The 22,019-nt window shown below is 29.3% G+C and carries 20 protein-coding genes and 1 pseudogene; 8 read left to right on the top strand and 13 right to left on the bottom strand.

All coding sequences use genetic code 11. From position 1 onward, the window contains the following. The first annotated feature begins 140 nt into the window (after positions 1 to 140). Positions 141 to 1,190 (top strand): tRNA preQ1(34) S-adenosylmethionine ribosyltransferase-isomerase QueA, encoded by a 1,050-nt coding sequence (queA, locus tag DAD81_RS00975; protein ID WP_111706356.1) that lies wholly within the window; start codon positions 141 to 143, stop codon positions 1,188 to 1,190. Between the two features lie 70 nt (positions 1,191 to 1,260). After that, complete coding sequence (gene rlmN / locus DAD81_RS00980; RefSeq protein WP_111706357.1) at positions 1,261 to 2,301, top strand: 23S rRNA (adenine(2503)-C(2))-methyltransferase RlmN; 1,041 nt, start codon at positions 1,261 to 1,263, stop codon at positions 2,299 to 2,301. A 46-nt stretch (positions 2,302 to 2,347) separates the two neighbouring features. Here the strand turns inward: rlmN and infB are convergent, their stop codons facing one another. Genes infB through rimP form a run of 3 tightly spaced genes read right to left on the bottom strand, consistent with a single transcriptional unit; the run spans position 2,348 to position 7,065 of the window. Then, entirely contained in the window at positions 2,348 to 5,272 is a 2,925-nt protein-coding gene (infB, locus tag DAD81_RS00985; protein WP_111706358.1) for a translation initiation factor IF-2, read from the bottom strand. 56 nt (positions 5,273 to 5,328) lie between these two features. Next, on the bottom strand, positions 5,329 to 6,588 hold the full coding sequence (gene nusA, locus DAD81_RS00990) for a transcription termination factor NusA (RefSeq protein ID WP_111706359.1): 1,260 nt from the start codon (positions 6,586 to 6,588) through the stop codon (positions 5,329 to 5,331). Between the two features lie 12 nt (positions 6,589 to 6,600). After that, on the bottom strand, positions 6,601 to 7,065 hold the full coding sequence (gene rimP, locus DAD81_RS00995; protein ID WP_111706755.1) for a ribosome assembly cofactor RimP: 465 nt from the start codon (positions 7,063 to 7,065) through the stop codon (positions 6,601 to 6,603). A 157-nt stretch (positions 7,066 to 7,222) separates the two neighbouring features. Between rimP and DAD81_RS01000 the strand changes: the two genes are divergently transcribed. Further along, the gene (locus DAD81_RS01000; RefSeq protein WP_111706360.1) at positions 7,223 to 8,053 is read left to right on the top strand and encodes a universal stress protein; all 831 of its coding nucleotides are present in this window, start codon (positions 7,223 to 7,225) and stop codon (positions 8,051 to 8,053) included. Positions 8,054 to 8,062: 9 nt separating this feature from the next. Here DAD81_RS01000 and nadE read toward each other — a convergent pair whose 3' ends face one another. Further along, the gene (nadE, locus tag DAD81_RS01005) at positions 8,063 to 8,851 is read right to left on the bottom strand and encodes an NAD(+) synthase (RefSeq protein WP_111706361.1); all 789 of its coding nucleotides are present in this window, start codon (positions 8,849 to 8,851) and stop codon (positions 8,063 to 8,065) included. A 60-nt stretch (positions 8,852 to 8,911) separates the two neighbouring features. Between nadE and gldB the strand changes: the two genes are divergently transcribed. Then, positions 8,912 to 9,871 (top strand): gliding motility lipoprotein GldB, encoded by a 960-nt coding sequence (gene gldB, locus DAD81_RS01010; protein WP_111706362.1) that lies wholly within the window; start codon positions 8,912 to 8,914, stop codon positions 9,869 to 9,871. Then, on the top strand, positions 9,871 to 10,206 hold the full coding sequence (gene gldC, locus DAD81_RS01015) for a gliding motility protein GldC (protein ID WP_111706363.1): 336 nt from the start codon (positions 9,871 to 9,873) through the stop codon (positions 10,204 to 10,206). Before gldB ends, gldC begins: the two co-directional genes overlap by 1 nt. A 145-nt stretch (positions 10,207 to 10,351) precedes the next feature. Here the strand turns inward: gldC and folK are convergent, their stop codons facing one another. After that, positions 10,352 to 11,479, bottom strand: coding sequence for a 2-amino-4-hydroxy-6-hydroxymethyldihydropteridine diphosphokinase (gene folK / locus DAD81_RS01020; protein WP_111706364.1), 1,128 nt, complete (start codon positions 11,477 to 11,479; stop codon positions 10,352 to 10,354). Positions 11,480 to 11,575: 96 nt separating this feature from the next. Between folK and sppA the strand changes: the two genes are divergently transcribed. Continuing rightward, the gene (gene sppA, locus DAD81_RS01025) at positions 11,576 to 13,330 is read left to right on the top strand and encodes a signal peptide peptidase SppA (protein WP_111706365.1); all 1,755 of its coding nucleotides are present in this window, start codon (positions 11,576 to 11,578) and stop codon (positions 13,328 to 13,330) included. A 334-nt stretch (positions 13,331 to 13,664) separates the two neighbouring features. Here the strand turns inward: sppA and DAD81_RS01030 are convergent, their stop codons facing one another. Beyond that, entirely contained in the window at positions 13,665 to 14,546 is an 882-nt protein-coding gene (locus DAD81_RS01030; protein WP_111706366.1) for an AraC family transcriptional regulator, read from the bottom strand. Between the two features lie 345 nt (positions 14,547 to 14,891). On the opposite strand from DAD81_RS01030, the gene DAD81_RS01035 reads away from it, so the two are divergent. Then, the gene (locus tag DAD81_RS01035) at positions 14,892 to 15,485 is read left to right on the top strand and encodes a hypothetical protein (RefSeq protein ID WP_111706367.1); all 594 of its coding nucleotides are present in this window, start codon (positions 14,892 to 14,894) and stop codon (positions 15,483 to 15,485) included. Between the two features lie 144 nt (positions 15,486 to 15,629). Here DAD81_RS01035 and DAD81_RS21210 read toward each other — a convergent pair. Next, a pseudogene (locus DAD81_RS21210) lies at positions 15,630 to 15,758 on the bottom strand (dihydrofolate reductase); the annotation flags it as partial. A gap of 692 nt (positions 15,759 to 16,450) precedes the next feature. Between DAD81_RS21210 and DAD81_RS01045 the strand changes: the two are divergent. Next, a complete protein-coding gene (locus DAD81_RS01045; RefSeq protein ID WP_111706368.1) occupies positions 16,451 to 17,044 on the top strand; it encodes a hypothetical protein in 594 nt (197 codons plus the stop codon). A gap of 62 nt (positions 17,045 to 17,106) precedes the next feature. On the opposite strand, the gene DAD81_RS01050 is transcribed toward DAD81_RS01045, so the two are convergent. The 6 genes from DAD81_RS01050 to DAD81_RS01075 form a co-directional block, all read right to left on the bottom strand. Then, positions 17,107 to 17,589, bottom strand: a complete 483-nt coding sequence (locus DAD81_RS01050) for a dihydrofolate reductase (RefSeq protein ID WP_111706369.1) — start codon at positions 17,587 to 17,589, stop codon at positions 17,107 to 17,109. An 8-nt stretch (positions 17,590 to 17,597) separates the two neighbouring features. Continuing rightward, entirely contained in the window at positions 17,598 to 17,993 is a 396-nt protein-coding gene (locus tag DAD81_RS01055) for a 2TM domain-containing protein (protein WP_111706370.1), read from the bottom strand. Between the two features lie 52 nt (positions 17,994 to 18,045). Further along, a complete protein-coding gene (locus DAD81_RS01060; RefSeq protein ID WP_111706371.1) occupies positions 18,046 to 18,870 on the bottom strand; it encodes a thymidylate synthase in 825 nt (274 codons plus the stop codon). Positions 18,871 to 18,936: 66 nt separating this feature from the next. After that, complete coding sequence (locus tag DAD81_RS01065) at positions 18,937 to 20,331, bottom strand: NupC/NupG family nucleoside CNT transporter (protein ID WP_111706372.1); 1,395 nt, start codon at positions 20,329 to 20,331, stop codon at positions 18,937 to 18,939. Positions 20,332 to 20,344: 13 nt separating this feature from the next. Further along, entirely contained in the window at positions 20,345 to 20,956 is a 612-nt protein-coding gene (locus tag DAD81_RS01070) for a bifunctional nuclease family protein (protein WP_111706373.1), read from the bottom strand. Positions 20,957 to 21,046: 90 nt separating this feature from the next. Next, positions 21,047 to 22,012 (bottom strand): electron transfer flavoprotein subunit alpha/FixB family protein, encoded by a 966-nt coding sequence (locus DAD81_RS01075; protein WP_111706374.1) that lies wholly within the window; start codon positions 22,010 to 22,012, stop codon positions 21,047 to 21,049. Between the last annotated feature and the right edge of the window lie 7 nt (positions 22,013 to 22,019).

Raw genomic sequence — 22,019 nt, forward strand, 5'->3', positions numbered from 1 at the left:
AATCACTTGACAACGCCTATGCCGATGTTGTATATTTGCGCTCATTCGAGAAATTAGTAAATAATAATTGTGTACTACTTTTTCTATTGAAAAGTATAGTTAGAATTATTTATAAAGCTATTTTAAAACAAATAAGATACATGAAATTATCACATTTTAAATTTGAATTACCAGACGAGTTATTGGCAGAGCGCCCAGCGGAGCACAGAGATGAATCTCGTTTAATGGTTTTAAATAGAAAAGAACACACAATTGAACATAAATTGTTTAAGGATGTAATTAATTACTTTGATGAAGGAGATTTAATGATTCTTAATAATACAAAAGTATTTCCTGCACGTATGTATGGGGAAAAAGAAAAGACTGGAGCAAGAATTGAAGTCTTTTTATTAAGAGAATTAAATGCAGAAAGCAGATTATGGGACGTTTTAGTTGATCCTGCAAGAAAAATTAGAATAGGGAATAAATTATTTTTTGGTGATGATGAAAGTTTAGTTGCTGAGGTAATTGATAATACAACATCAAGAGGAAGAACTTTACGTTTCTTATATGATGGTTCTTATGAAGAGTTTAGAACTAAATTAGAAGAGCTTGGAGAAACTCCACTTCCAAAGTATATTCAAAGGGAAGTTGAAGAAAGTGATGAAGAGCGTTACCAAACAATTTATGCAAAGCATGAAGGTGCAGTTGCTGCTCCAACGGCAGGACTACATTTTTCAAAGCATTTAATGAAACGTTTAGAAATTAAAGGTGTTGATTTTGCAGAAGTTACTTTACATGTTGGTTTAGGTACTTTTAGCCCTGTTGAAGTTGAAGATTTATCTAAACATAAAATGGATTCAGAACAAGCAATTATTTCAATTGAAACAGCTGAAGTTGTAAATAATGCTATTAATACTAAAAAAAGAGTTTGTGCAGTAGGTACAACTGCTATGCGTGCTATTGAAAGTTCAGTATCATCTAATCACCGCTTAAATGAGTTTAATGGTTGGACAAATAAATTTATTTTTCCTCCATATGAATTTAGTATTGCGAATTGTATGATTACAAATTTTCATATACCAAAATCTACTTTAATGATGCAGGCAGCTGCTTTTGCAGGTTATGATTTTTTAATGGAGGCTTATGAAGAAGCTGTTAAAGAAGGTTATAAGTTTTATTCATATGGTGATGCCATGTTAATAATCTAATAAACTATATTTATTAAAAATATTTGGATTCCCGTTTTTGCGGGAATCTTTTTATAAAATCAATTTTAATATGATTTCAAAAAAGGACATTCGAGCATTAACAAAAGATGAATTACGAGATTTTTTTGTTGATAATGGAGATAAGGCATTTCGTGGAAATCAGGTATATGAATGGTTGTGGAGTAAAAGTGCGCATTCTTTTGAAGATATGACAAATGTTTCGAAAGAAACACGTAAAATGTTGGAAGATAATTTTGTGATTAATCATATAGAAGTTGATGATATGCAGCGAAGTTCTGATGGAACTGTTAAGAACGCTGTAAGACTGCATGATGGATTAGTTGTGGAATCTGTATTAATTCCAACAGGGTCAAGAACTACGGCTTGTGTATCTAGTCAGGTTGGTTGTAGTTTAGATTGTTTGTTTTGTGCTACAGCAAGGTTAAAGAAAATGCGTAATTTAAATCCGGATGAGATTTACGATCAGGTTGCTGCAATTAACCAAGAAAGTTTATTATACTTTAATCGTAAATTATCTAATATTGTTTATATGGGAATGGGAGAGCCTCTTATGAACTATAAAAATGTATTGCTTTCTATTGAGAAAATAACTTCACCTGAAGGTTTGGGAATGTCTCCTAAAAGAATCACTGTATCAACTTCTGGAGTTCCAAAAATGATAAGAAAGTTAGCTGATGATGAAGTGAAATTTAATTTAGCAGTATCATTACACTCTGCTATTGATGAAATTCGTAGTAGAATTATGCCTTTTAGTAAAGCATTTCCTTTAAAAGATTTAAAAGAATCGCTTGAGTATTGGTATAGTAAAACAGAAAGTAGAGTAACTTATGAGTATGTTGTTTGGAATGGAATTAATGATGATAAAGAATCTATTATGGCATTAGTGAAGTTTTGTAAGTATATTCCTTGTAAGGTAAATCTAATAGAATATAATCCTATTGATGATGGTGAGTTTCAACAAGCAAGACCACAAGCTATAGATGATTATATTAGTATTTTAGAAATGAATGATATTATTGTAAACGTGAGGAGGAGCAGAGGGAAAGATATTGATGCTGCCTGTGGGCAGTTAGCAAACAAAAAAAGCTAGATTTTTAAATCTAGCTTTTTTTTTGTTTGATACTTAATTATTTTTATTATTTAAGTTTCTTTTTAACTTCAACTTCGTGATAAGCTTCAATAACATCACCTACCGCAATATCATTGTAGTTTTTAATCTGAATACCACAATCATAACCTTTAGTTACTTCTTTAGCATCATCTTTAAATCGTTTTAAGGCAGTAAGTTCACCTGAGTGGATTACAACACTGTCTCTAATAATTCTAATTTTAGAACTTCTTAAGATTTTACCACTAACAACCATACAACCTGCAATGTTACCAACTTTAGAAATTTTATAAATCTCTCTAATTTCAACATTACCTGTAACTTCTTCTTTAATTTCAGCAGATAACATACCTTCCATTGCATCACGAAGATCTTCAATAGCTGCATAAATAATAGAATATGTTCTAATATCAATTTCTTCGTTGTCTGCTAATGTTCTGGCATTTCCAGAAGGTCTTACGTTAAATCCAACAATAATTGCATCAGATGCAGAAGCTAACAATACATCAGATTCTGTAATTGCACCAACACCTTTGTGAATAATATTTACTTGAATTTCATCAGTAGATAATTTTTGGAATGAATCAGTTAATGCTTCTACAGAACCATCAACATCACCTTTAAGAATAATATTTAATTCTTTAAAGTCTCCTAAAGCTATCCGTCTTCCAATTTCGTCAAGTGTAATATGACGTTGAGTTCTAACAGATTGTTCACGTTGTAATTGAGAACGTTTAGAAGCAATTTGTTTAGCCTCTTTTTCATCTTCAAATATGTGGAATTTATCACCAGCTTGAGGTGCACCATCCAGTCCTAAAATTGAAACTGGTGTTGCAGGTCCAGCTACATCCATACTTTTACCTCGTTCATCAAACATAGCTTTTACTTTACCACTATGTTTACCGGCTAACATATAATCTCCAATTTTTAAAGTACCTTCTTGTACTAAAAGTGTAGATACATATCCACGTCCTTTATCTAACAATGCTTCAACAACAGTACCAACAGCACGTTTGTTTGGGTTTGCTTTTAAATCAAGCATTTCAGCTTCTAAAAGAACTTTTTCTAATAATTCATCAACACCAGTTCCCATTTTTGCGGAAATATCGTGTGATTGAATTTTACCACCCCAATCTTCAACTAATAAGTTCATTTGAGATAATTGTTCTTTAATCTTATCTGGGTTAGCGTGTGGTTTATCTATTTTATTTATAGCAAATATAATAGGTACTCCAGCTGCTTGAGCGTGACTAATTGCTTCTTTTGTTTGAGGCATTACATCATCATCCGCCGCAACAACAATAATTACTATATCAGCAACTTGTCCACCACGTGCACGCATAGCTGTAAAGGCTTCGTGACCAGGAGTATCTAAAAATGCAATTTTTTGTCCATTTTTAAGTTCAACTCCATATGCGCCAATGTGTTGTGTAATTCCACCGGATTCACCAGCAATTACATTTTCTTCACGTATATAATCTAATAAAGATGTTTTACCGTGATCAACGTGACCCATTACCGTAATGATAGGTGCTCTTGTTAATAATTCTTCTTCAGTATCTAAATGTTCTTCAATAGATTCTTCAACTTCAGCTCCAACAAAATCAACAGTATAATCAAATTCTTCAGCAACAATTGTTAAAGTTTCTGCATCTAAACGTTGATTCATAGTTACCATCATTCCTAAAGACATACAAGTAGAAATAATATTGGTTACAGGAATACTCATCATTGTGGCAATTTCACTAACAGTAACAAATTCTGTTACTTTTAGTACTTTACTTTCAATTGCTTGTAATTCCTGATCAATCTCTGTTTGTTGACGATGCTGATCTCTTTTATCTCTTCTATATTTGGCTCCTTTTCCTTTTTTAGATTTACCTTGAAGTTTTTCTAAAGTTTCTCTTACTTGTTTTTGTACTTCAGCTTCAGAAGGCTCTTCTTTTACTATAGGTTTTCTAGGACCTCTTTGAGGGCCTCTATTTGGACCTCTGTTTGGGCCACCTGGTCTTCTTGGACCTCCTGCACCTGTAATTGGTGCTTTTTTAATTCTACGACGTTTCTTTTTATTTGCGTCAGCAGTTTTATCACCTGCTTTTTTAGCTGCAGGATCTGGTTTTTTCTTTTTAGGTTTTTCAAATTGTTTTAAATCAATTTTTTTACCTGTAATTTTTGGACCAGATAGTTTTTTATATTGAGTTTCTATTGTTTGAGAAACAGCAGGTTCAGAAGGTTTAGGTTCTTCTACCTTAGCCTTAACTTTAGGCATTTCTTTTTTAATTAGCTCTTTTTCAATTCTACTTTTAGGGGCTACCTTTTTCACAGTTGGCTGCTCTGTTTTAGGTTTTGCCTTAATTTCAATTTCCTTTGCTATCTCTTTTTTAACAGGAACCTCTTTTATAACAGGAACTTCTTTTTTAATAGGAAGCTCTATTTTTACAGGAACTTCTTCAGCTTTTGGTTCAATAGGCTTTTCCTCAGCTTTAGGAGTTTCTTTAATAGGTTCAGGTTTTGGAGGCTGTTCTTCTTTTTTGACTTCTTCAACAACAGCAGCTTTTGGCTCTTCTACTTTTGGAGTTGGAACTTCTTCCTTTTTTGGTCCAATATCAATTTTCCCAACAGTTTTAACCTCCATTTTTTCAGCTTTGGCCTTCACAACAACTTTTTTGGCTTCTTCTTCAAGGCGTTGCTTTTCTTGCTTTTCTTCAAGAGCAATTCTAAGAGCTTCTTTTTCTTTTCTCTTTTCTTCGCCTACCTCTTTAGATGCAGCCTTTTTGCTTCTATCTGTTTGAAAACCATCAAGTAATACTTCATACTCTTTACCAGATATTTTTGTAGTAGGTCTTGCGTCAATTTCAATCCCTTTACTACTTAAGTGCTCAACAGCTCTATCTAGTGAGATATTTAGTTCTCGTAATACTTTGTTTAGTCTCAATGTTTTGTTCTCAGCCATATAATTTATTTTTAGCCTATTTGTTGTTGAAAAGTTTAAGAATTTATTAATTAATATTAATCTTCAAACTCTTCTTTTAATATTTTTTGAACATCTAAAATAGTTTCCTCTTCTAAATCAGTTCTTTTTACAAGTTCAGCTACATCTTTTTCAAGTACACTACGTGCTGTATCTAAACCAATATTTTTAAATTCTTGAATTACCCAAGCTTCAATTTCATCTGAGAATTCTGTTAATTCAACATCATCTTCAGTTTCAACGCCTTCGCGTTGTACATCTAGTTCATATCCTGTTAGTTGAGAAGCTAAACGTATGTTAACTCCATTTTTACCAATTGCTTTTGAAACTTCTTCAGGTAACAAAAATACATCAACTCTACCTTTTTTACCATCTTCTCTACCTTCCTCTTCGTGAATTTTCATAGAAACCACTTTTGCAGGACTTAAGGCACGAGCAATAAATAATTGTTGGTTTTTTGTAAAATTAATTACATCAATATTTTCGTTTCCTAATTCACGAACAATTCCGTGGATTCGAGATCCTTTCATACCAACACAAGCACCAACTGGGTCAATTCTATCATCGTAAGAATCAACAGCAACTTTTGCTTTTTCTCCAGGAATACGTGCAACACCTTCAATTGTAATTAAACCGTCAAATACCTCTGGAATTTCTTGTTCAAAAAGTTTTTCTAAAAATTGTGGAGATGTTCTAGAAAGAATTATAACTGGTTTGTTACCACGTAACTCAACAGTTTTAATTATTCCTCTAACAGATTCACCTTTTCTAAAATAATCTGAACGAATTTGTTCACTTTTAGGTAATACTATTTCATTCCCATCATCATCTAATAAAATAATTGCATTATGACGAATATGATGAACTTCTGCACTATAAATATCTCCTTCTAATTCTTTAAAATGTTTAAAAGTATTTGTGCTATCGTGTTCATGTATTTTTGAAATTAAATTTTGGCGTAAAGCTAAAATAGCTCTTCTTCCTAAATCAATTAATTTAACCTCTTCTGATACATCTTCACCAATTTCAAAATCAGGTTCAATTTTTCGAGCTTCAGATAATTCAATTTCTTCGTTGTCGTCTTCAGACATTTCATCTGCTACTACAACTCTGTTTCTCCAAATTTCTAAATCTCCTTTATCTGGATTAATAATAATATCAAAGTTATCATCTGATCCGAATTTTCTTTTTAAAGCTGCTCTAAACACTTCTTCAAGGATGGCCATTAAGGTTACCCTATCAATATTTTTATCTCCTTTAAATTCAGAAAATGATTCAATTAATGCTATATTTTCCATGCACTCTGTTTATTAAAATATTATTTTCACTTTAGTTTCTAAAATATCATTAAATGGTATTGTAGCTTTTTTTTCAACTGTAATTTTTCCTTTCCCAATAGGTTTAGGTTCTCTTGCTTTCCATTCTAAATCAATACTTTCTTCACTTACATTTTTAAGTGTTCCTTCGTAAACTGTTGCGTCTTTAGATTTAACAGTTAGTATTCGATTTAAGTTTTTAATGTATTGTCTGTTGACTTTTAAAGGTGTAGCTATATCAGGTGAAGTTACTTCCAAAGAGAAGTCTTCTTCTTCTCTATCTAAATTATTATCTACTGTCCTACTAATTCTTATACATTCTTGTAATGAAATTCCATGGTCACCATCTACCTCAACATAAATCTTATTATCGGGTAGGAAATGTAGATCAATTAAGAATAACTCTGGGTTTTCTTCTATTGCGCTACTTACTAAATCCTTAATCTTTGTTTTATCCATCACTATAAAAAGAGGGGACTTTATGTCCCCTCCAATCTTCATTTCTCTTGTAATTCGGTGCAAATATACTAACAATTTTTTAATTGGTAAAAAATCATTCTTTTTTAATTTAAAATTCTTAACTTTACGTATAAGACATAACCAAAAAGAAGTATTTATGAAAAGATTATTAGTTCCAGTAGATTTTTCAGTTCAGTCAGAATATGCAGCTAAAGTAGCGGCTTCCATAGCGAAAAAAACGAATGCTAAAATTTATTTATTACATATGCTTGAGTTGCCTTCTGGTGTAATAGATCCTTCAAATTTTGGTGCAACAAGTAATGGTCCTACGGCCTTATTGTTTATGCAAAGAACTCGTGAAAGATTTGATGAGTTTAAAAGATTGCCTTTTTTTGAAGGAATAGAGATGGAAGATAATGTTCAATTTGAAAAAGCTTTTGAAGGAATTATAAGCGAAAGTAAAAAAAACAATATTGATTTAATAGTAATGGGCTCAAGGGGTTCTTCAGGTTTAGATGAGATTTTAGTAGGGTCTAATACTGAGAAAGTTGTTAGAAATTCAGAGATTCCTGTGCTTGTAATTAAAGAAGATACAGATAATTTTAAAATTGAAAATATAGTATTTGCTTCAAATTTTAAATCTGAAAATAAAAAATCATTTCAAAATATTTTAGATTTTACAGCCAAGTTTAATGCTAAATTACATTTATTAAAAATTAATACCATTCATAATTTTGAAACTACAAAAGATTCTAGTGATGCAATTAGAAATTATATAAACAATTATGATCTTAAGGATTATACTTTAAATATATATAATGACATTACAGTTGAAATGGGTGTCTTAAACTTTTCAAAATTAATTGAAGCAGATATTATTATATTAAATACTCATGGTAGACGAGGTTTGGCACATTTATTTGTAGGCAGTATTGGAGAAGATTTAGCTAATCATGCCAAAATGCCCGTGGTTACCTTTAAGCTTTAAGAATATTTATTATTTCAGGTTTTTAGGAATTTCACAAACAGGAATTGCAATCATTTTATGCTTGTTTGCACTATTTCTTTGTTTGTAAATAGTGAAAACTTCTTTTTCTCTATCTGAAAATTCAGCAATAGTTTTACCCAATTCAGCTTGCGTCATAGCCCATTCTAACTCATTATAACTTGCGCCTATTTGGTCTTCATCTGTGCGGCTGTCGCCAAATAAACCATCTGTAGGTGCGGCTTTTTGAATACTTGTTGGTACATTTAAATATTCTGCAATTTTATAAACTTCAGATTTCATTAAATCGGCTATAGGACTTAAATCTACACCTCCATCTCCATATTTTGTAAAAAATCCAACGCCAAAATCTTCTACTTTGTTTCCTGTTCCTGCAACTAAATAGCCATGTAAGCCAGCAAAATAATATAAAGTACTCATTCTTAAACGAGCTCTTGTATTTGCTAAAGACATATTTAAGGTTGCAATATTATCTGTTATAGGAACTACATTTTTAAATTCTTCAAAAGTGTTAGTTAAATTAACTTCTATAGTTTCTACCTTTTCAAAGCGATTTTTTAATTGAGTAATGTGTTCTTTTCCTCTACTTACCTGGTTTTCTCCTTGGTGAATAGGCATTTCAACACATAATACAGGAAATCCTGTTTTTGCACATAAAGTTGAAGTTACGGCAGAATCAATTCCTCCAGAAATTCCAATTACAAATCCGTTTACTTTGGCATTAGTAGCATATTCTTTTAACCAAGATACAATATGATCAACAATTTTTTCTGAATTCATAATTAAACTATTTTAGTATTTTTATCGTTTTAAAAAATGGAAGTGTAAATATAAAAATTAATGAGCAAAATTTTAGTTTTAGTTGTAATATTCTACTCAATTGTTTCTTGTAAAGAAGATAAAATTGAAGATATTGATGTTTCAAATATAGTGGTATCCCTTAAGGTTGAGAGGTTTGAGGAGCATTTTTATAATATGAATTTAGAATCTTTACAAGATTTAAAAAAAGAATTTCCTTTTTTATTTCCAAAGTTTACGCCAGATAGTATTTGGCTTCAAAAGAGTAATAATAAAGATGAAATAGAATTATATGACAAATCACAACAGGTTTTTGGTGATTTTCAGGAGGAAAAGAATAATATAAAGAATTTATTTAAACATATAAAATACTATCATCCTAATTTTAAATCGCCTAAGGTTATTACATTAATTACAGACTTAGATTATACAAACAAAGTTATTTATGCTGATAGTTTATTGTTTGTTGGTTTAGATATGTTTTTAGGGGCAGGAGAGAAGTGTTACAATGATTTTCCAGCTTATATATCAAGAAATTTTGATAAATCTCAACTGCAAGTAGAGATTGCAAAAGAAATTGGTCTTAAATATTTTCATTCAGGTAATAAAAGACAATTTATTGAAATTTTGGTAGATGAAGGAAGGAAAATGTTTTTACTTGATGCGTATTTGCCGCAGTTAACTGATAATGTTAAAATTGGTTATTCACAGAAGGAATTATCTTGGGCTTCAGCTAATGAAAGTCAAATTTGGAAGTACTTTGTTGAGAATGAATTACTTTATAGTTCTGATAATAAATTGAGTTCTCGGTTTATTGATAAAGCTCCATTTTCAAAGTTTTTTATAGATATAGATAAAGAATCTCCAGGTAGAATTGGTATATGGTTAGGTTGGCAAATTGTGAGATCGTATATGAAAAATAATAATGTAACTTTGCAGCAACTTTTGCAAAAGGATGCAGAAGAAATATTTAAAAAATCAAAATATAAACCAAAGAAATAATGGCAGTAATTCATAAGTCTAAAATTGAATTTAACGTAGGGTTGGACGAAAATAAAGTTCCAGAAAAATTAAACTGGAGTGCTGAGGAAGCTGGAATTTCTGATGAAGAAGCTAAGGCTTTTATGATTTCAGTTTGGGATTCAAAGGCCAAAGATACTTTAAGAATGGATTTATGGACAAAAGATATGCCTATTGATGAGATGAAACAATTTTATCATCAAACCTTAGTTTCTATGGCTAATACTTTTGAACGTGCTACAAATGATGAAAAAATGGGTGCTACAATGCGCGATTTTTGTGATTATTTTGCAGAAAAGTTAGAACTAAAGAAATAGATTACTGTTTTATTTATTTAGTTTTTGATAAATTTATATAATTTGTGAATTTTTAATATAACTGGCTGAAAAGATTAATGAAGAAGTAGGCTGGGAACTAAAGAGATTACAAGGATTTAATTTTTAAGCAGATAATAAAGTTTAATTATATTCCTTTTTGAATTTGTTTAATCACAGTCTTATAATCTTCCGGATTATTTACAAAATTTAATTCAGAAACATCTATAATTAAAGTGTTTAAGTTTTTTTCGGTTTTAATAAAACGAACATAACCTTCATGAATTTTATTTAAATATTCTGGTTCAATGTTTTGTTCAAAATCTCTACCTCTATATTTTATATTTTCTATAAGTCTTGGCGTATTTTGATATAAATAAATATACAAATCGGGTTTTGCAATTTCTTTATACATAATGTCAAACATTTTTCTATAAAGATAGTATTCATCTTTTTGTAAAGTTACTTGGGCAAATATTAGTGATTTAAATATATAATAATCTGAAACAATAAAATTTTTAAATAAATCGAACTGAGCTATATCATCTGAAAGTTGTTGATATCGGTCTGCTAAGAAGCTCATTTCTAATGGAAAAGCATAGCGTTCGTTATCTTTATAAAATTTAGGTAAAAAGGGATTATCAGCAAAGCGTTCTAATATTTTTTTCGCATTAAAATCGTCCGCAATCATTTTAGTGAGCGTTGTCTTACCTGCTCCAATGTTTCCTTCAATTGCTATGTAATTGTATTTTTCAGAAATAGTAATTGGTTTGTTAAGAATTTCGTTTGTTTTTTCAACTTCGGAAGTATCAGAACAATTTTTTAAACATGTTTCAATTCTTTGTTTTTCAATAGGATGAATGAAATTTGGTGAGATTTCAGTTAATGGAATAAGCACAAATTTTCTATTTAATAAATCTTTATGAGGAACAATAAGGTCTTTTGAGAATATTATTTCTTGTTCAAAAAATAAAATATCAATATCAATGGGTCTCGATTGGTATTCAGAACCAGATTTTGCCAACCTGCCAAGTTTAGTTTCAATTTTATGAATTTCTAAAAGAAGAGTTTCCGGATTTAAACTTGTAGATATTTCTATACAAATATTGTAAAATTGGTCACTCTTAAACCCCCAAGCTGCAGTTTTGTATACCGATGATATTTTAGAAATTACCCCAATATTATCAGCAATAAGATATATTGCTTCTTGCAAATTTTGAAGTTTATCGCCTTGATTGCTTCCTAATGATAAATATGTTGTTCTAAATATTTTCATAAACCACTGCAAAGAAAAGAAAAGTATTATTTAAAAATATATCTTTGTTCTTCAACTTATAAACATTTAAGTTTTTAATTATAAAACAAGTATTTCATGAAATTTTTAAGAAACCTTTTAGCATCCATAATAGGAACTTTAATAGCGTTAGGCGTTATTTTTATGCTGTTCATTTTAATAGCTTCTGTAGTCTCAGAAAGCGAAATTATAAATGTAAAATCCAATACAGTTTTAGAATTAAAACTGAATGATAAAATTAAAGACTATGCGCCAAAAAATGATGATCCAATTGCTGAAATTTTTGGTTTTAATGAAGGTAAAATAGGATTAAATGAGATTATTAATGCCATAGAAAATGCAAAAACAGATGAAAATATTAAAGGGATTAGTATTAGTGTTTTAAGTTTAAGAAGCGGTGTGGCTCAAACGCAGGCTATTAGAGATAAACTTTTAGATTTTAAAGAATCAGGAAAATTTGTTTATGCATATGCAGATATGTATAATCAGAAAAGTTATTACTTAAGTTCTGTTGCGGATTCTATATTTGTGAATCCTTTTGGTGGTGTTGATTTTAAAGGTTTGTCTTCTGAAGTTTTATACTATAAAGATTTAGAAGATAAAACTGGTGTAAAAATGGAAGTGATACGTCATGGGAAATATAAAAGTGCCGTTGAACCATTTTTATTGAATAAAATGAGTGATAATAATAGAGAACAAACAAAGGCTTTTTTAAGTTCTATATGGACTGCTATGCTTAGTGATATTGGTGAAAGTAGAAATAAAAACATTAATGAATTAAATGAAATAGCTGATAATCTGAATGCGCGAAATGCTGACTTAGCAATTGAAAATAAAATTATTGATGGAAAATTGTATTATGATGAATATGAAAGTAAACTAAAGGAAATGGTTGAAATCTCAAGTGATAGTAAGTTAAATAAAATTAGTTTATCTAATTATATATCTTCAGGAAAAGGACGAATAAGATCGTCTGCATCTAATAAAATTGCTGTAATTTTTGCTCAAGGTGAGATTATTTATGGAAAGGGAGATGAAAACTTAATTGGTCAAGAGCTTATTATAAAATCATTAAAAAAAGCAAGAAAAGACAAAAATGTTAAAGCTATAGTTTTACGTGTAAATTCACCTGGTGGAAGTGCTTTAACAAGTGAATTAATTTGGAGAGAATTAGAATTAACAAAAAAGGAACTTCCTGTTGTTGTTTCAATGGGTAATGTAGCAGCTTCTGGAGGATACTATATATCTTGTAATGCAAACAGAATATTTGCTGAACCAACTACAATTACTGGCTCAATTGGAGTATTTGGAGTTATTCCTAACGCTAGTGAATTAGCTAAGAATATTGGATTAAATGCAGAACAAGTGAGTACTAATAAAAGCCCTTCTTATAGTCTTTTTGAACCTATGACGGATGAATTTAGATTGGTAACTTCTGAGGGGGTGGAAAGAGTTTACACTACTTTTTTAGAGAGAGTATCAAAAGGGCGAAATATGTCAATTGCTGATGTAGATAGTATTGCTCAAGGTCGTGTTTGGTCTGGAATTGAGGCTAAAGAAAAAGGACTAGTTGATGAACTAGGAAATTTAGAAGATGCCGTTTTATACGCAGCAGATTTGGCAGAGATTTCAGATTATAAAATTAGAAATTATCCAAATTATAATATTGATTTAGAAGAGAAATTTCAAAGTTTACCTTTTATAAGTTCAAAAAAAGAGTTATTACTAGAAGAATTAGGTGAAAGTAATTATAGAATTTATGAGAACGTAAAACAGTTGTCAAAACTAAGAGGAATTCAAGCAAGGCTTCCATATGTTATTGATATTAAATAAAATAAAGCACTTGAATTATATGTTAAATTAACGTTAAAACTTAAGTGAATTTCTTTTAAGGTAAAATAGGATATAAAGTAGCGAATTATGATGTAGTATAAACTTGAAACTCAACATACCTTTGTAGTGTAATAATTAAGGTATTTGTAAAGAAATACGTCATAATACTATTATATATTTGGTTAACTTGTTAAATGGGGTCTAAGTGGTTTTTAGACCCCATTTTTTTTTTCACAAACTTTCCGTTTTTAAATACATATACATTCTAAATAAAAAATCAGTTCAAAAAAGTATAAGTTTCTTGAACTGAATATAGTATGTAGTTAGTGTTAAGTTAATCTTCTTGAACTAGAAGTTGTTTCATCTCATTTCTATATTTTAAAGGACTTTGCCCAGTAAATTTTTTGAATAATTTATTAAAATGAGAAAAGTTATTAAATCCACTTTCAAAACAAATTTCAGTAATACTTGATTGACTTTCAGATAGTAATTTTGTTGCGTGTACTATTCTAAATTCATTTACAAATTGAGTAAACGTTTTATTTGTTGATTTTTTAAAATATCGGCAAAAAGCAGGAACTGTCATACTCACTTTTTCTGCAATTTCATCTAAAGGAATAGATCTCTTAAAATTATGACTAACAAAACTAAAGATTATATCAATTTTCTTGTTGTCTTGAGGTTCAATTTCAAAGGCAAACCCATCAACATTTAATAATGAATAGTTTTTAGTAACCGCTAAATCTTTTAATATTTCTAAAAAATGAATTATTCTATCAATTCCGTCATGTTCTAATAATGCCTCTATTTTGGGACCAATTTCTTTTTTTGCTTCAACATTAAATATGATTCCTTTTTTTGCTTTCGCAAATAGAGATTTTACTTGAGTCATTTCAGGAAGATTTACAAAATTTTCACCTAAAAAATCTTCTTTAAATTGAATTACAGTTTCTGATCCGTGTGTTGTAAACCGATCTGTAAACCCACTGTGAGGTAAATTGGCGCCAATTAATATTAATTGACTATTGTTGAAATATGATAAGTGACTACCAATGTGTCTTTTCCCTTTTCCGTTATTAACATAAATTAATTCTAATTCTGGATGAAAATGCCAAAAAGGTAATTCATTTCCAGTTTTTATTGAATTCTGTTTAACACGAATTGAGCTTCCAAATTCTGGATTTAATCGTTTAAATGTAGGTTTAATATTTTTCATAGTAAAACATTGAAGACAAAATTAAGTATTAATTATCTGTTTATCTATATTTTTTTGTCTTTTTTGTGTTTTAAATTAACTTATAACTGCTGAAGGTTGAATTTTTAAAGGGAATATAACATATAAAAAGTGTGCTAATTTGAATAATTATGTTAAAGCTGAATTTTAAATTTGAATAATTCGTAATACTATTCATTCTTTACTTAAAACTGTCTTAAATTAACTTAATATTAATTTAACCTTGTATACGGGGTAAAAAAAAACATAAAGCAGCAAATTAGCTGTCAATTTTATTTGATAAACAGATATACATTTGTACCATACTAATTTGAAAAATTATTAATTATGAAAAATTTAATTAGAAAAAGTTTATTGATAGCGATGTTAGTAACATGTTCTATCGCAATGGCAAAAGGTAATGACCCAAGTATAACAGTTGATGTTGTAAAATCAAAATTGGTTCATCTTACAATGAAAGGGAATTTAAATAGTGTAGAACTTTCTGTAAAAGATAGTTATGGTATTATTTTACATACTGAAACTGTACGGAACTTAAATATATCAAGAAAATTTGATTTAGCTTCTTTACCTAAAGGTGAGTATTCTTTAGTTGTAGAAAGTCTTACAAATATTAAAACAATTCCTTTTAAAGTTTCACGAAACACTGTTAATTTTAATAAGGATCATGAAGAAGTTTATAATAAACCAGTGGTTGTTTTAAATAATAATATGGTGTCAATTAGTCAATTGGCTTTAGAAAATGAAAGTTTAGAAATATCAGTATATAATAAATATGAAGATCAGGTTTATGCTGAGGTTTTAAAATCTAAAGAAAAGACTTTAAAGAGAATGTTAAATTTTAAGAATCTAGAATCAGGTACTTATAAAATAGTTTTAAGGAATGGTGAAAAAACATTCTACAAAACAATTTCTATCTAAAAAAATATTTGTTATTATATTAATTTAAGTTTGGTAAAGGCCCCATTTATATGGGGTCTTTTTTATTTTTCTTAAATAGGTAACAAAGCTAAATGCAAAAGCATCTTTATCATCAGCATTATAAAACTCTCTACTTTTTTCTTCCTATATATTCATATTAATTTCAGAAAAAAATACATCAGCCTCAAATTTATGTTGAACAAAGGTTAAATCTGGTTTGTCTGAAACCTCTAAAGCTTGTTTGTATATCTCAGATTCACCTAAAATATAAGGATTTTCATTTTGTGGTAGACCCGTTGATAACTTTTTTTAGAATAAATACACCAAAACAATCTTCAACTTTTTAATTTTTATTTAGAGTAATTATTATGTTTGTTCTCTTTTGAAACGGTCAACCTAAAAATTTAAATTTTTTTCAGACTATTATTATTTGATTATTAAACATTACTTTTTTAAACCCGAAGGTAATACCAAATAAATTTATTGACTTTTCTTAAAGCGTTAATTTTTGTAATTACAGTTGCGGTTGTAATCATTCTGTTTATCTACTAAAATTTTTGGTTTTTTTCCACCAAATTAGTCTTTATATATAATTTTAGTGTCTTATTAAGTCTTTTATAAAAAGTAGTACCAATAAGAATAACGAAAGAATAATAACAGGGCATATTATTCTTTGATGCAAGAGTCATCAACTTTTAATATTTTATGTAATTCAATTAAAGGTTAAATTTTTAATTGGTTTATAACATATGAAAGTAGTTGTAGTCTCAAATATTATATACATATTAAATTTGAATAATTCATAAAACTAATCATTCTTCACTTAAAAATACTCTAAATTAACTTAACATTAATTTAACACTATGTTTAGGATAAAATAAAACATAAAGCAGCAAATTAGCTGTCAATTTTATTTGATAAACAGGTATACATTTGTACCATACTAATTTGAAAAATTATTAATTATGAAAAATTTAATTAGAAAAAGTTTATTGATAGCGATGTTAGTAACATGTTCTATCGCAATGGCAAAAGGTAATGACCCAAGTATAACAGTTGATGTTGTAAAATCAAAATTGGTTCATCTTACAATGAAAGGGAATTTAAATAGTGTAGAACTTTCTGTAAAAGATAGTTATGGTATTATTTTACATACTGAAACTGTACAGAACTTAAATATATCAAGAAAATTTGATTTAGCTTCTTTACCTAAAGGTGAGTATTCTTTAGTTGTAGAGAGCCTTACAAATATTAAAACAATTCCTTTTAAAGTTTCACAAAACACTGTGAATTTTAATAAAGATCATGAAGAAGTTTATAATAAACCAGTGGTTGTTTTAAATAATAATATGGTGTTAATTAGTCAATTGGCTTTAGAAAATGAAAGTTTAGAAATATCAGTATTTAATAAATATGAAGATCAGGTTTATGCTGAAGTTTTAAAATCTAAAGAAAAGACTTTAAAGAGAATGTTAAATTTTAAGAATCTAGAATCAGGTACTTATAAAATAGTTTTAAGGAATGGTGAAAAAACATTCTACAAAACAATTTCTATCTAAAAAAATATTTGTTATTATATTAATTTAAGTTTGGTAAAGGCCCCATTTATATGGGGTCTTTTTTATTTTCTTAAATAGGTAACAAAGCTAAATGCAAAAGCATTTTTATCATCAGCATTATAAAACTCTCTACTTTTTTCTTCCCATATATCCATATCAATTTCAGGAAAAAATACATCAGCCTCAAATGTATGGTGAACAAAAGTTAAATCTAGTTTGTCTGCAACCTCTAAAGCTTGTTTGTATATTTCAGCTCCACCTAAAATATAAGGGTTTTCATCTGCTTTTGCCGCTTCAATAGCATCTGTTAAAGAGTTAACAACTAAACAGCCTTCAGCTATATAATTTTTATTTCTTGTAATAACAATATTAACTCTATTTGGTAATGGTTTTCCTAAAGATTCAAACGTTTTTCTACCCATTATTATATGGTGATTTGAAGTCGTTTTCTTGAATCTTTTTAAATCGGCTGGTAAATGCCAAATCAATTTATTATCCTTACCTAAGGCATTATTATTTGCTATTGCTGCTATTATTGTTATCATTTATTTTTTTAATTGATTAATGGAGTCTCGTTATCGGGAGTTTCATCTTCTAATTTTTTACTTTCAGCTTTTATTTGTGCTTTTTTAGCAATTTCTTTTTCAAGTTTAGCAATTTTTACTTCTTGTTTCAAAACTAATTTATCCGTTTGAATACGTTCCCAATCTTTACCCATAAACTTATTGGTTATAAAGACGTTTACAAAATGTAGTACCCATAAAAATAACCAAAGAACAATAGCCCAAACAAACCAATCTTCAAAGTAAGATTCACCAACTTTTAAAATTTTATTTAAAACAATAAGAAATACAGATCCTACTAAAAATAAGACAAAATGAAAATATAATCGTTTTTTTTGCTTAACGCGTTTGCGTGCATTTTCGTAAATTTCGTGTTGTTCGTTCATAGAAATAATTTTATACGATTAATAATTATTTAATTCAAAATAAAACGTTTATTTAAACTGAAACTTTTCCTTTTATGTGTGGATGAGAATTATAATTTACTAAAGTGAAATCTTCAAAAGTAAAATCTAAAATGTTTTTTATGTTTGGGTTGATTTCCATAGTAGGTAAATCTTTTGGTTCTCTAGATAGTTGCAATTTAATTTGCTCACTATGATTACTATAAATATGAGCATCACCAAAAGTATGAATAAAATCGCCATATTCCAATTCGCAAACTTGAGCCATCATCATAGTTAATAGGGCGTAAGAAGCAATATTAAAAGGTACTCCTAAAAATATATCGGCACTTCTTTGGTATAATTGACAAGATAATTTCCCGTCAGTTACATAAAATTGAAAAAAAGCATGGCAAGGAGGTAAAGCGGCTTTTCCGTTAGCTACATTTTCAGAAAAAGAAACAGAAGTGTCAGGTAATACACTTGGGTTCCACGCTGAAACTATCATTCTTCTACTATCAGGATTTGTTTTAATTGTATTTATAACGTCTTTAATTTGATCAATTCCTTCACTATTCCAATTGCGCCATTGATGTCCATAAACAGGTCCAAGATCTCCGTTTTCATCTGCCCAGGCATCCCAAATTTTAACACCATTTTCTTTTAAATATTCAATATTTGTGGCGCCTTTTAAAAACCATAAAAGTTCATAAATTATAGATTTTAAATGTAATTTTTTAGTAGTTACCATTGGGAAACCTTCACTTAAATCAAATCTCATTTGGTATCCAAAAATACTTTTAGTTCCCGTTCCTGTTCTATCTTCTTTTAAAGTTCCGTTTTCTTGAACGTGTTTAATTAAATCTAAATATTGTTTCATTAAATTCTAAATCGTTTAATAAGTGAAAATTATTTTGCTGTTAAGTTTAAGCAAAATTACTATAATTTAACCAATTATCATTCCTGCAATAGTTGCTGATAATAAAGAAGCTATTGATCCACCAATTAAAGCTTTTAAACCAAATTCTGATAAAGTTTTTCTTTGACCAGGAGCTAGTGATCCAATTCCTCCAATTTGAATTCCAATAGAAGCAAAGTTAGCAAATCCACAAAGCATGTAAGTTGCCATAATTACCGATTTATTGTAAGTTAAATGTGTAACATTTGCCATGTTTTTTAATTCTGCTAACTGTATATAGCCTACAAATTCACTAGCAGCTAGTTTAACACCTAGTAATTGTCCCATTAACATAACATCTTCTTTTGCTACACCAATTAACCACATTAAAGGTGCAAAAATAGTTCCTAAAACAGATTCTAAAGTGAATTTTTGATATGGAGTATTTGTTACCATCCAATCATTTAAATTAGTTATATCTCCAACCCAACCTAAAATACCATTCAACATTGCAATAATTGCAACAAAAACAAGAAGCATTGCGGCAACATTAGCTGCCAGTTTTAAACCTTCGGTAGTACCATTGGCAATGGCATCTAAAATGTTAGATCCAATTTTGTCTTGTGAAACTTTTACATCAGTATTTATAGGCTCTGTTTGAGGGTAGAGCATTTTAGAAATAACAATAGCACCAGGTGCCGCCATAACAGATGCTGCTAATAAATGTTTAGCAAAATGAAGGCGTAATACTTCGTCATTTCCACCTAAAAAGCCAATATAGGCTGCAAGTACACCACCAGCAACTGTTGCCATACCACCAATCATAACTAATAAAATTTCAGAACGATTCATACGTTCTAAATAAGCTTTAATCATTAATGGGGCTTCCGTTTGACCTAAGAAGATGTTTCCTGCAACTGACAAGCTTTCTGCTCCAGATATATGTAATAATTTTGTTAATAACCACGCTAATCCTTTCACTATAATCTGAATTATTCCTAAATAAAAAAGTAATGAAGTTAAGGCTGAAAAGAAAATGATTGTTGGTAATATTTGAAAAACAAATATAAATCCATAGGAGTCAATATTCATTAATCCTCCAAAAAGGAATTCACTTCCTGCTGCAGTATAATCTAAAATATTTGTAAAAATCCCTCCAACAAATTCAAATATGGCTTGAATAAATGGGATTTTTAATACTCCCACAGCGATTAAAAGTTGTGCAGATAATCCTGCTCCAACTGTTTTCCAATTAATTGCTTTTCTATTGCTGCTAAATAAGTAGGCTATGGCAATTAAAGAAATCATACCTAAAATTCCTCTCCATAATGAATTAAAGGAGAATCCTTGATTATCAATAATTGTAGAAGTTGTTATATCTTGAGCACTTGCAGAGATTACACTAAAAAAGAGAAGGGATGAAATCCCAATTTTTTTAAACATATTGTGTTGTTGGTTAAATTGTGCGTTTGTTAATTTCGTCGCGAATTTTGGCAGCTAATTCATAATCTTCATTTTCAACTGCTTGTTCTAATTTTTCGTTCAATTGCTTTAAACTGTCTCCTGTAAAAGATGATTTTTCAACAGTTTCTGTAGTTTCAAGTATTTTTTCAATTTCAATTTCATCTTCAGTACCCGGATTTAATTCATCTTTCATCTTTAAATAAATACCAGCTTTATCTAAAATGTTTTCATAAGTAAAAATAGGGGCATCAAATCTAGTTGCAAGAGCAATAGCATCAGAAGTTCTGGTGTCTATTATTTCTTCTATTTTATCTCTTTCACAAATTAAACTAGAATAAAAAACACCATCTACAAGCTTATGAATAATAACTTGTTTTATAATAATTTGAAATCTATCAGCAAAAGTTTTAAAAAGATCATGTGTTAATGGTCTTGGAGGTTTTATTTCTTTTTCTAATGCAATTGCAATAGATTGAGCTTCAAATGCTCCAATAACAATAGGTAATGTTCTGTTTCCTTTTACTTCGCTCAAAACCAAAGCGTAAGCGCCGCTTTGTGTTTGGCTGTAAGATATTCCTTTTATATTTAGACGAACTAAACTCATAAGTTAAAATTAGCAAAAAAAACTGTCTAATTTAAGGACAACAATGTCAAAAAATTAGACAGCCTTGTTAAGAGGCACAATTTAATAAAATTATGCGTTATTTACTTTAAATTCTTTTAACTTTTCAATTAATTTAGGAACAACTTCAAAAGCATCACCTACAATTCCATAATCGGCAGCCTTAAAAAACGGAGCATCAGGGTCTGTATTAATCACTACTTTTACTTTAGATGAATTAATACCAGCTAAATGTTGAATTGCTCCTGAGATTCCAATTGCTATGTATAAATTTGCTGCAACTGGTTTTCCTGTTTGCCCAACATGTTCGCTGTGAGATCTCCAACCTAAATCAGAAACTGGTTTAGAACATGCTGTTGCAGCTCCTAATATAGAAGCTAATTCTTCTATCATTCCCCAATTTTCAGGTCCTTTTAATCCTCTACCTCCTGAAACAACAATATCGGCATCGGCGATAGTAACTTTTCCTGTTGTTTGTTCAATTGATTCAGATTTTAAGTTGTTTTCTGTTATTACTGGAGAAAAATCTTCTATAGATCCTGAAACTTCATTTTCAAAAAGACCGTAAGAATTTTTAGCTAAACCAATAATTTTTACATCTGTTGAAATACTACAATTGTTAAAAGCTTTGTTTGAAAAAGCTTTACGTTTAACTGTAAAAGGAGCAGTGGAACTTGGAATTTCAACTACATTGCTTGCATATCCTGCTTTTAAATTAACTGCAACCATTGGCGCAATATATAATCCATTTGCATTTGAGTCTATAATAATAACTTGCGCATTTTCTTTTTCAGCAGCTTGCACTATAATAGATGTGTAATTTTTAGCATTAAATGAAGAAAGCTCAGCATTTGAGACATTTAGTACTTTTTCTGCTCCATATTTATACAATGCTTCATTTTCAGATGCATTTATGGATAAAACTACCAAGTTAGTTGCTAATTCTTCTGCTATTTTTTTTCCGTAAGAAGTTACTTCAAACGAGGTTTTTTTAAATTTTCCTTCCGAAGTTGATTCGGCAAAAACTAAAACTGACATATTTTTA

The organism is Lutibacter citreus (genome assembly GCF_003260195.1).
GTDB lineage: Bacteria > Bacteroidota > Bacteroidia > Flavobacteriales > Flavobacteriaceae > Lutibacter > Lutibacter citreus.

What these genes read in the sequence shown, in the direction of transcription:
- rimP (WP_111706755.1), bottom strand. Translation starts at nt 7,065, where the DNA reads ATGGATAAAACAAAGATTAAGGATTTAGTAAGTAGCGCAATAGAAGAA.
- DAD81_RS01070 (WP_111706373.1), bottom strand. Translation starts at nt 20,956, where the DNA reads ATGAGTTTAGTTCGTCTAAATATAAAAGGAATATCTTACAGCCAAACA.
- DAD81_RS01045 (WP_111706368.1), top strand. Translation starts at nt 16,451, where the DNA reads ATGAAAAATTTAATTAGAAAAAGTTTATTGATAGCGATGTTAGTAACA.
- gldB (WP_111706362.1), top strand. Translation starts at nt 8,912, where the DNA reads ATGAGCAAAATTTTAGTTTTAGTTGTAATATTCTACTCAATTGTTTCT.
- gldC (WP_111706363.1), top strand. Translation starts at nt 9,871, where the DNA reads ATGGCAGTAATTCATAAGTCTAAAATTGAATTTAACGTAGGGTTGGAC.
- DAD81_RS01060 (WP_111706371.1), bottom strand. Translation starts at nt 18,870, where the DNA reads ATGAAACAATATTTAGATTTAATTAAACACGTTCAAGAAAACGGAACT.
- DAD81_RS01065 (WP_111706372.1), bottom strand. Translation starts at nt 20,331, where the DNA reads ATGTTTAAAAAAATTGGGATTTCATCCCTTCTCTTTTTTAGTGTAATC.
- DAD81_RS01075 (WP_111706374.1), bottom strand. Translation starts at nt 22,012, where the DNA reads ATGTCAGTTTTAGTTTTTGCCGAATCAACTTCGGAAGGAAAATTTAAA.
- DAD81_RS01055 (WP_111706370.1), bottom strand. Translation starts at nt 17,993, where the DNA reads ATGAACGAACAACACGAAATTTACGAAAATGCACGCAAACGCGTTAAG.
- DAD81_RS01000 (WP_111706360.1), top strand. Translation starts at nt 7,223, where the DNA reads ATGAAAAGATTATTAGTTCCAGTAGATTTTTCAGTTCAGTCAGAATAT.
- folK (WP_111706364.1), bottom strand. Translation starts at nt 11,479, where the DNA reads ATGAAAATATTTAGAACAACATATTTATCATTAGGAAGCAATCAAGGC.
- DAD81_RS01050 (WP_111706369.1), bottom strand. Translation starts at nt 17,589, where the DNA reads ATGATAACAATAATAGCAGCAATAGCAAATAATAATGCCTTAGGTAAG.
- rlmN (WP_111706357.1), top strand. Translation starts at nt 1,261, where the DNA reads ATGATTTCAAAAAAGGACATTCGAGCATTAACAAAAGATGAATTACGA.
- infB (WP_111706358.1), bottom strand. Translation starts at nt 5,272, where the DNA reads ATGGCTGAGAACAAAACATTGAGACTAAACAAAGTATTACGAGAACTA.
- sppA (WP_111706365.1), top strand. Translation starts at nt 11,576, where the DNA reads ATGAAATTTTTAAGAAACCTTTTAGCATCCATAATAGGAACTTTAATA.
- nusA (WP_111706359.1), bottom strand. Translation starts at nt 6,588, where the DNA reads ATGGAAAATATAGCATTAATTGAATCATTTTCTGAATTTAAAGGAGAT.
- DAD81_RS01035 (WP_111706367.1), top strand. Translation starts at nt 14,892, where the DNA reads ATGAAAAATTTAATTAGAAAAAGTTTATTGATAGCGATGTTAGTAACA.
- DAD81_RS01030 (WP_111706366.1), bottom strand. Translation starts at nt 14,546, where the DNA reads ATGAAAAATATTAAACCTACATTTAAACGATTAAATCCAGAATTTGGA.
- queA (WP_111706356.1), top strand. Translation starts at nt 141, where the DNA reads ATGAAATTATCACATTTTAAATTTGAATTACCAGACGAGTTATTGGCA.
- nadE (WP_111706361.1), bottom strand. Translation starts at nt 8,851, where the DNA reads ATGAATTCAGAAAAAATTGTTGATCATATTGTATCTTGGTTAAAAGAA.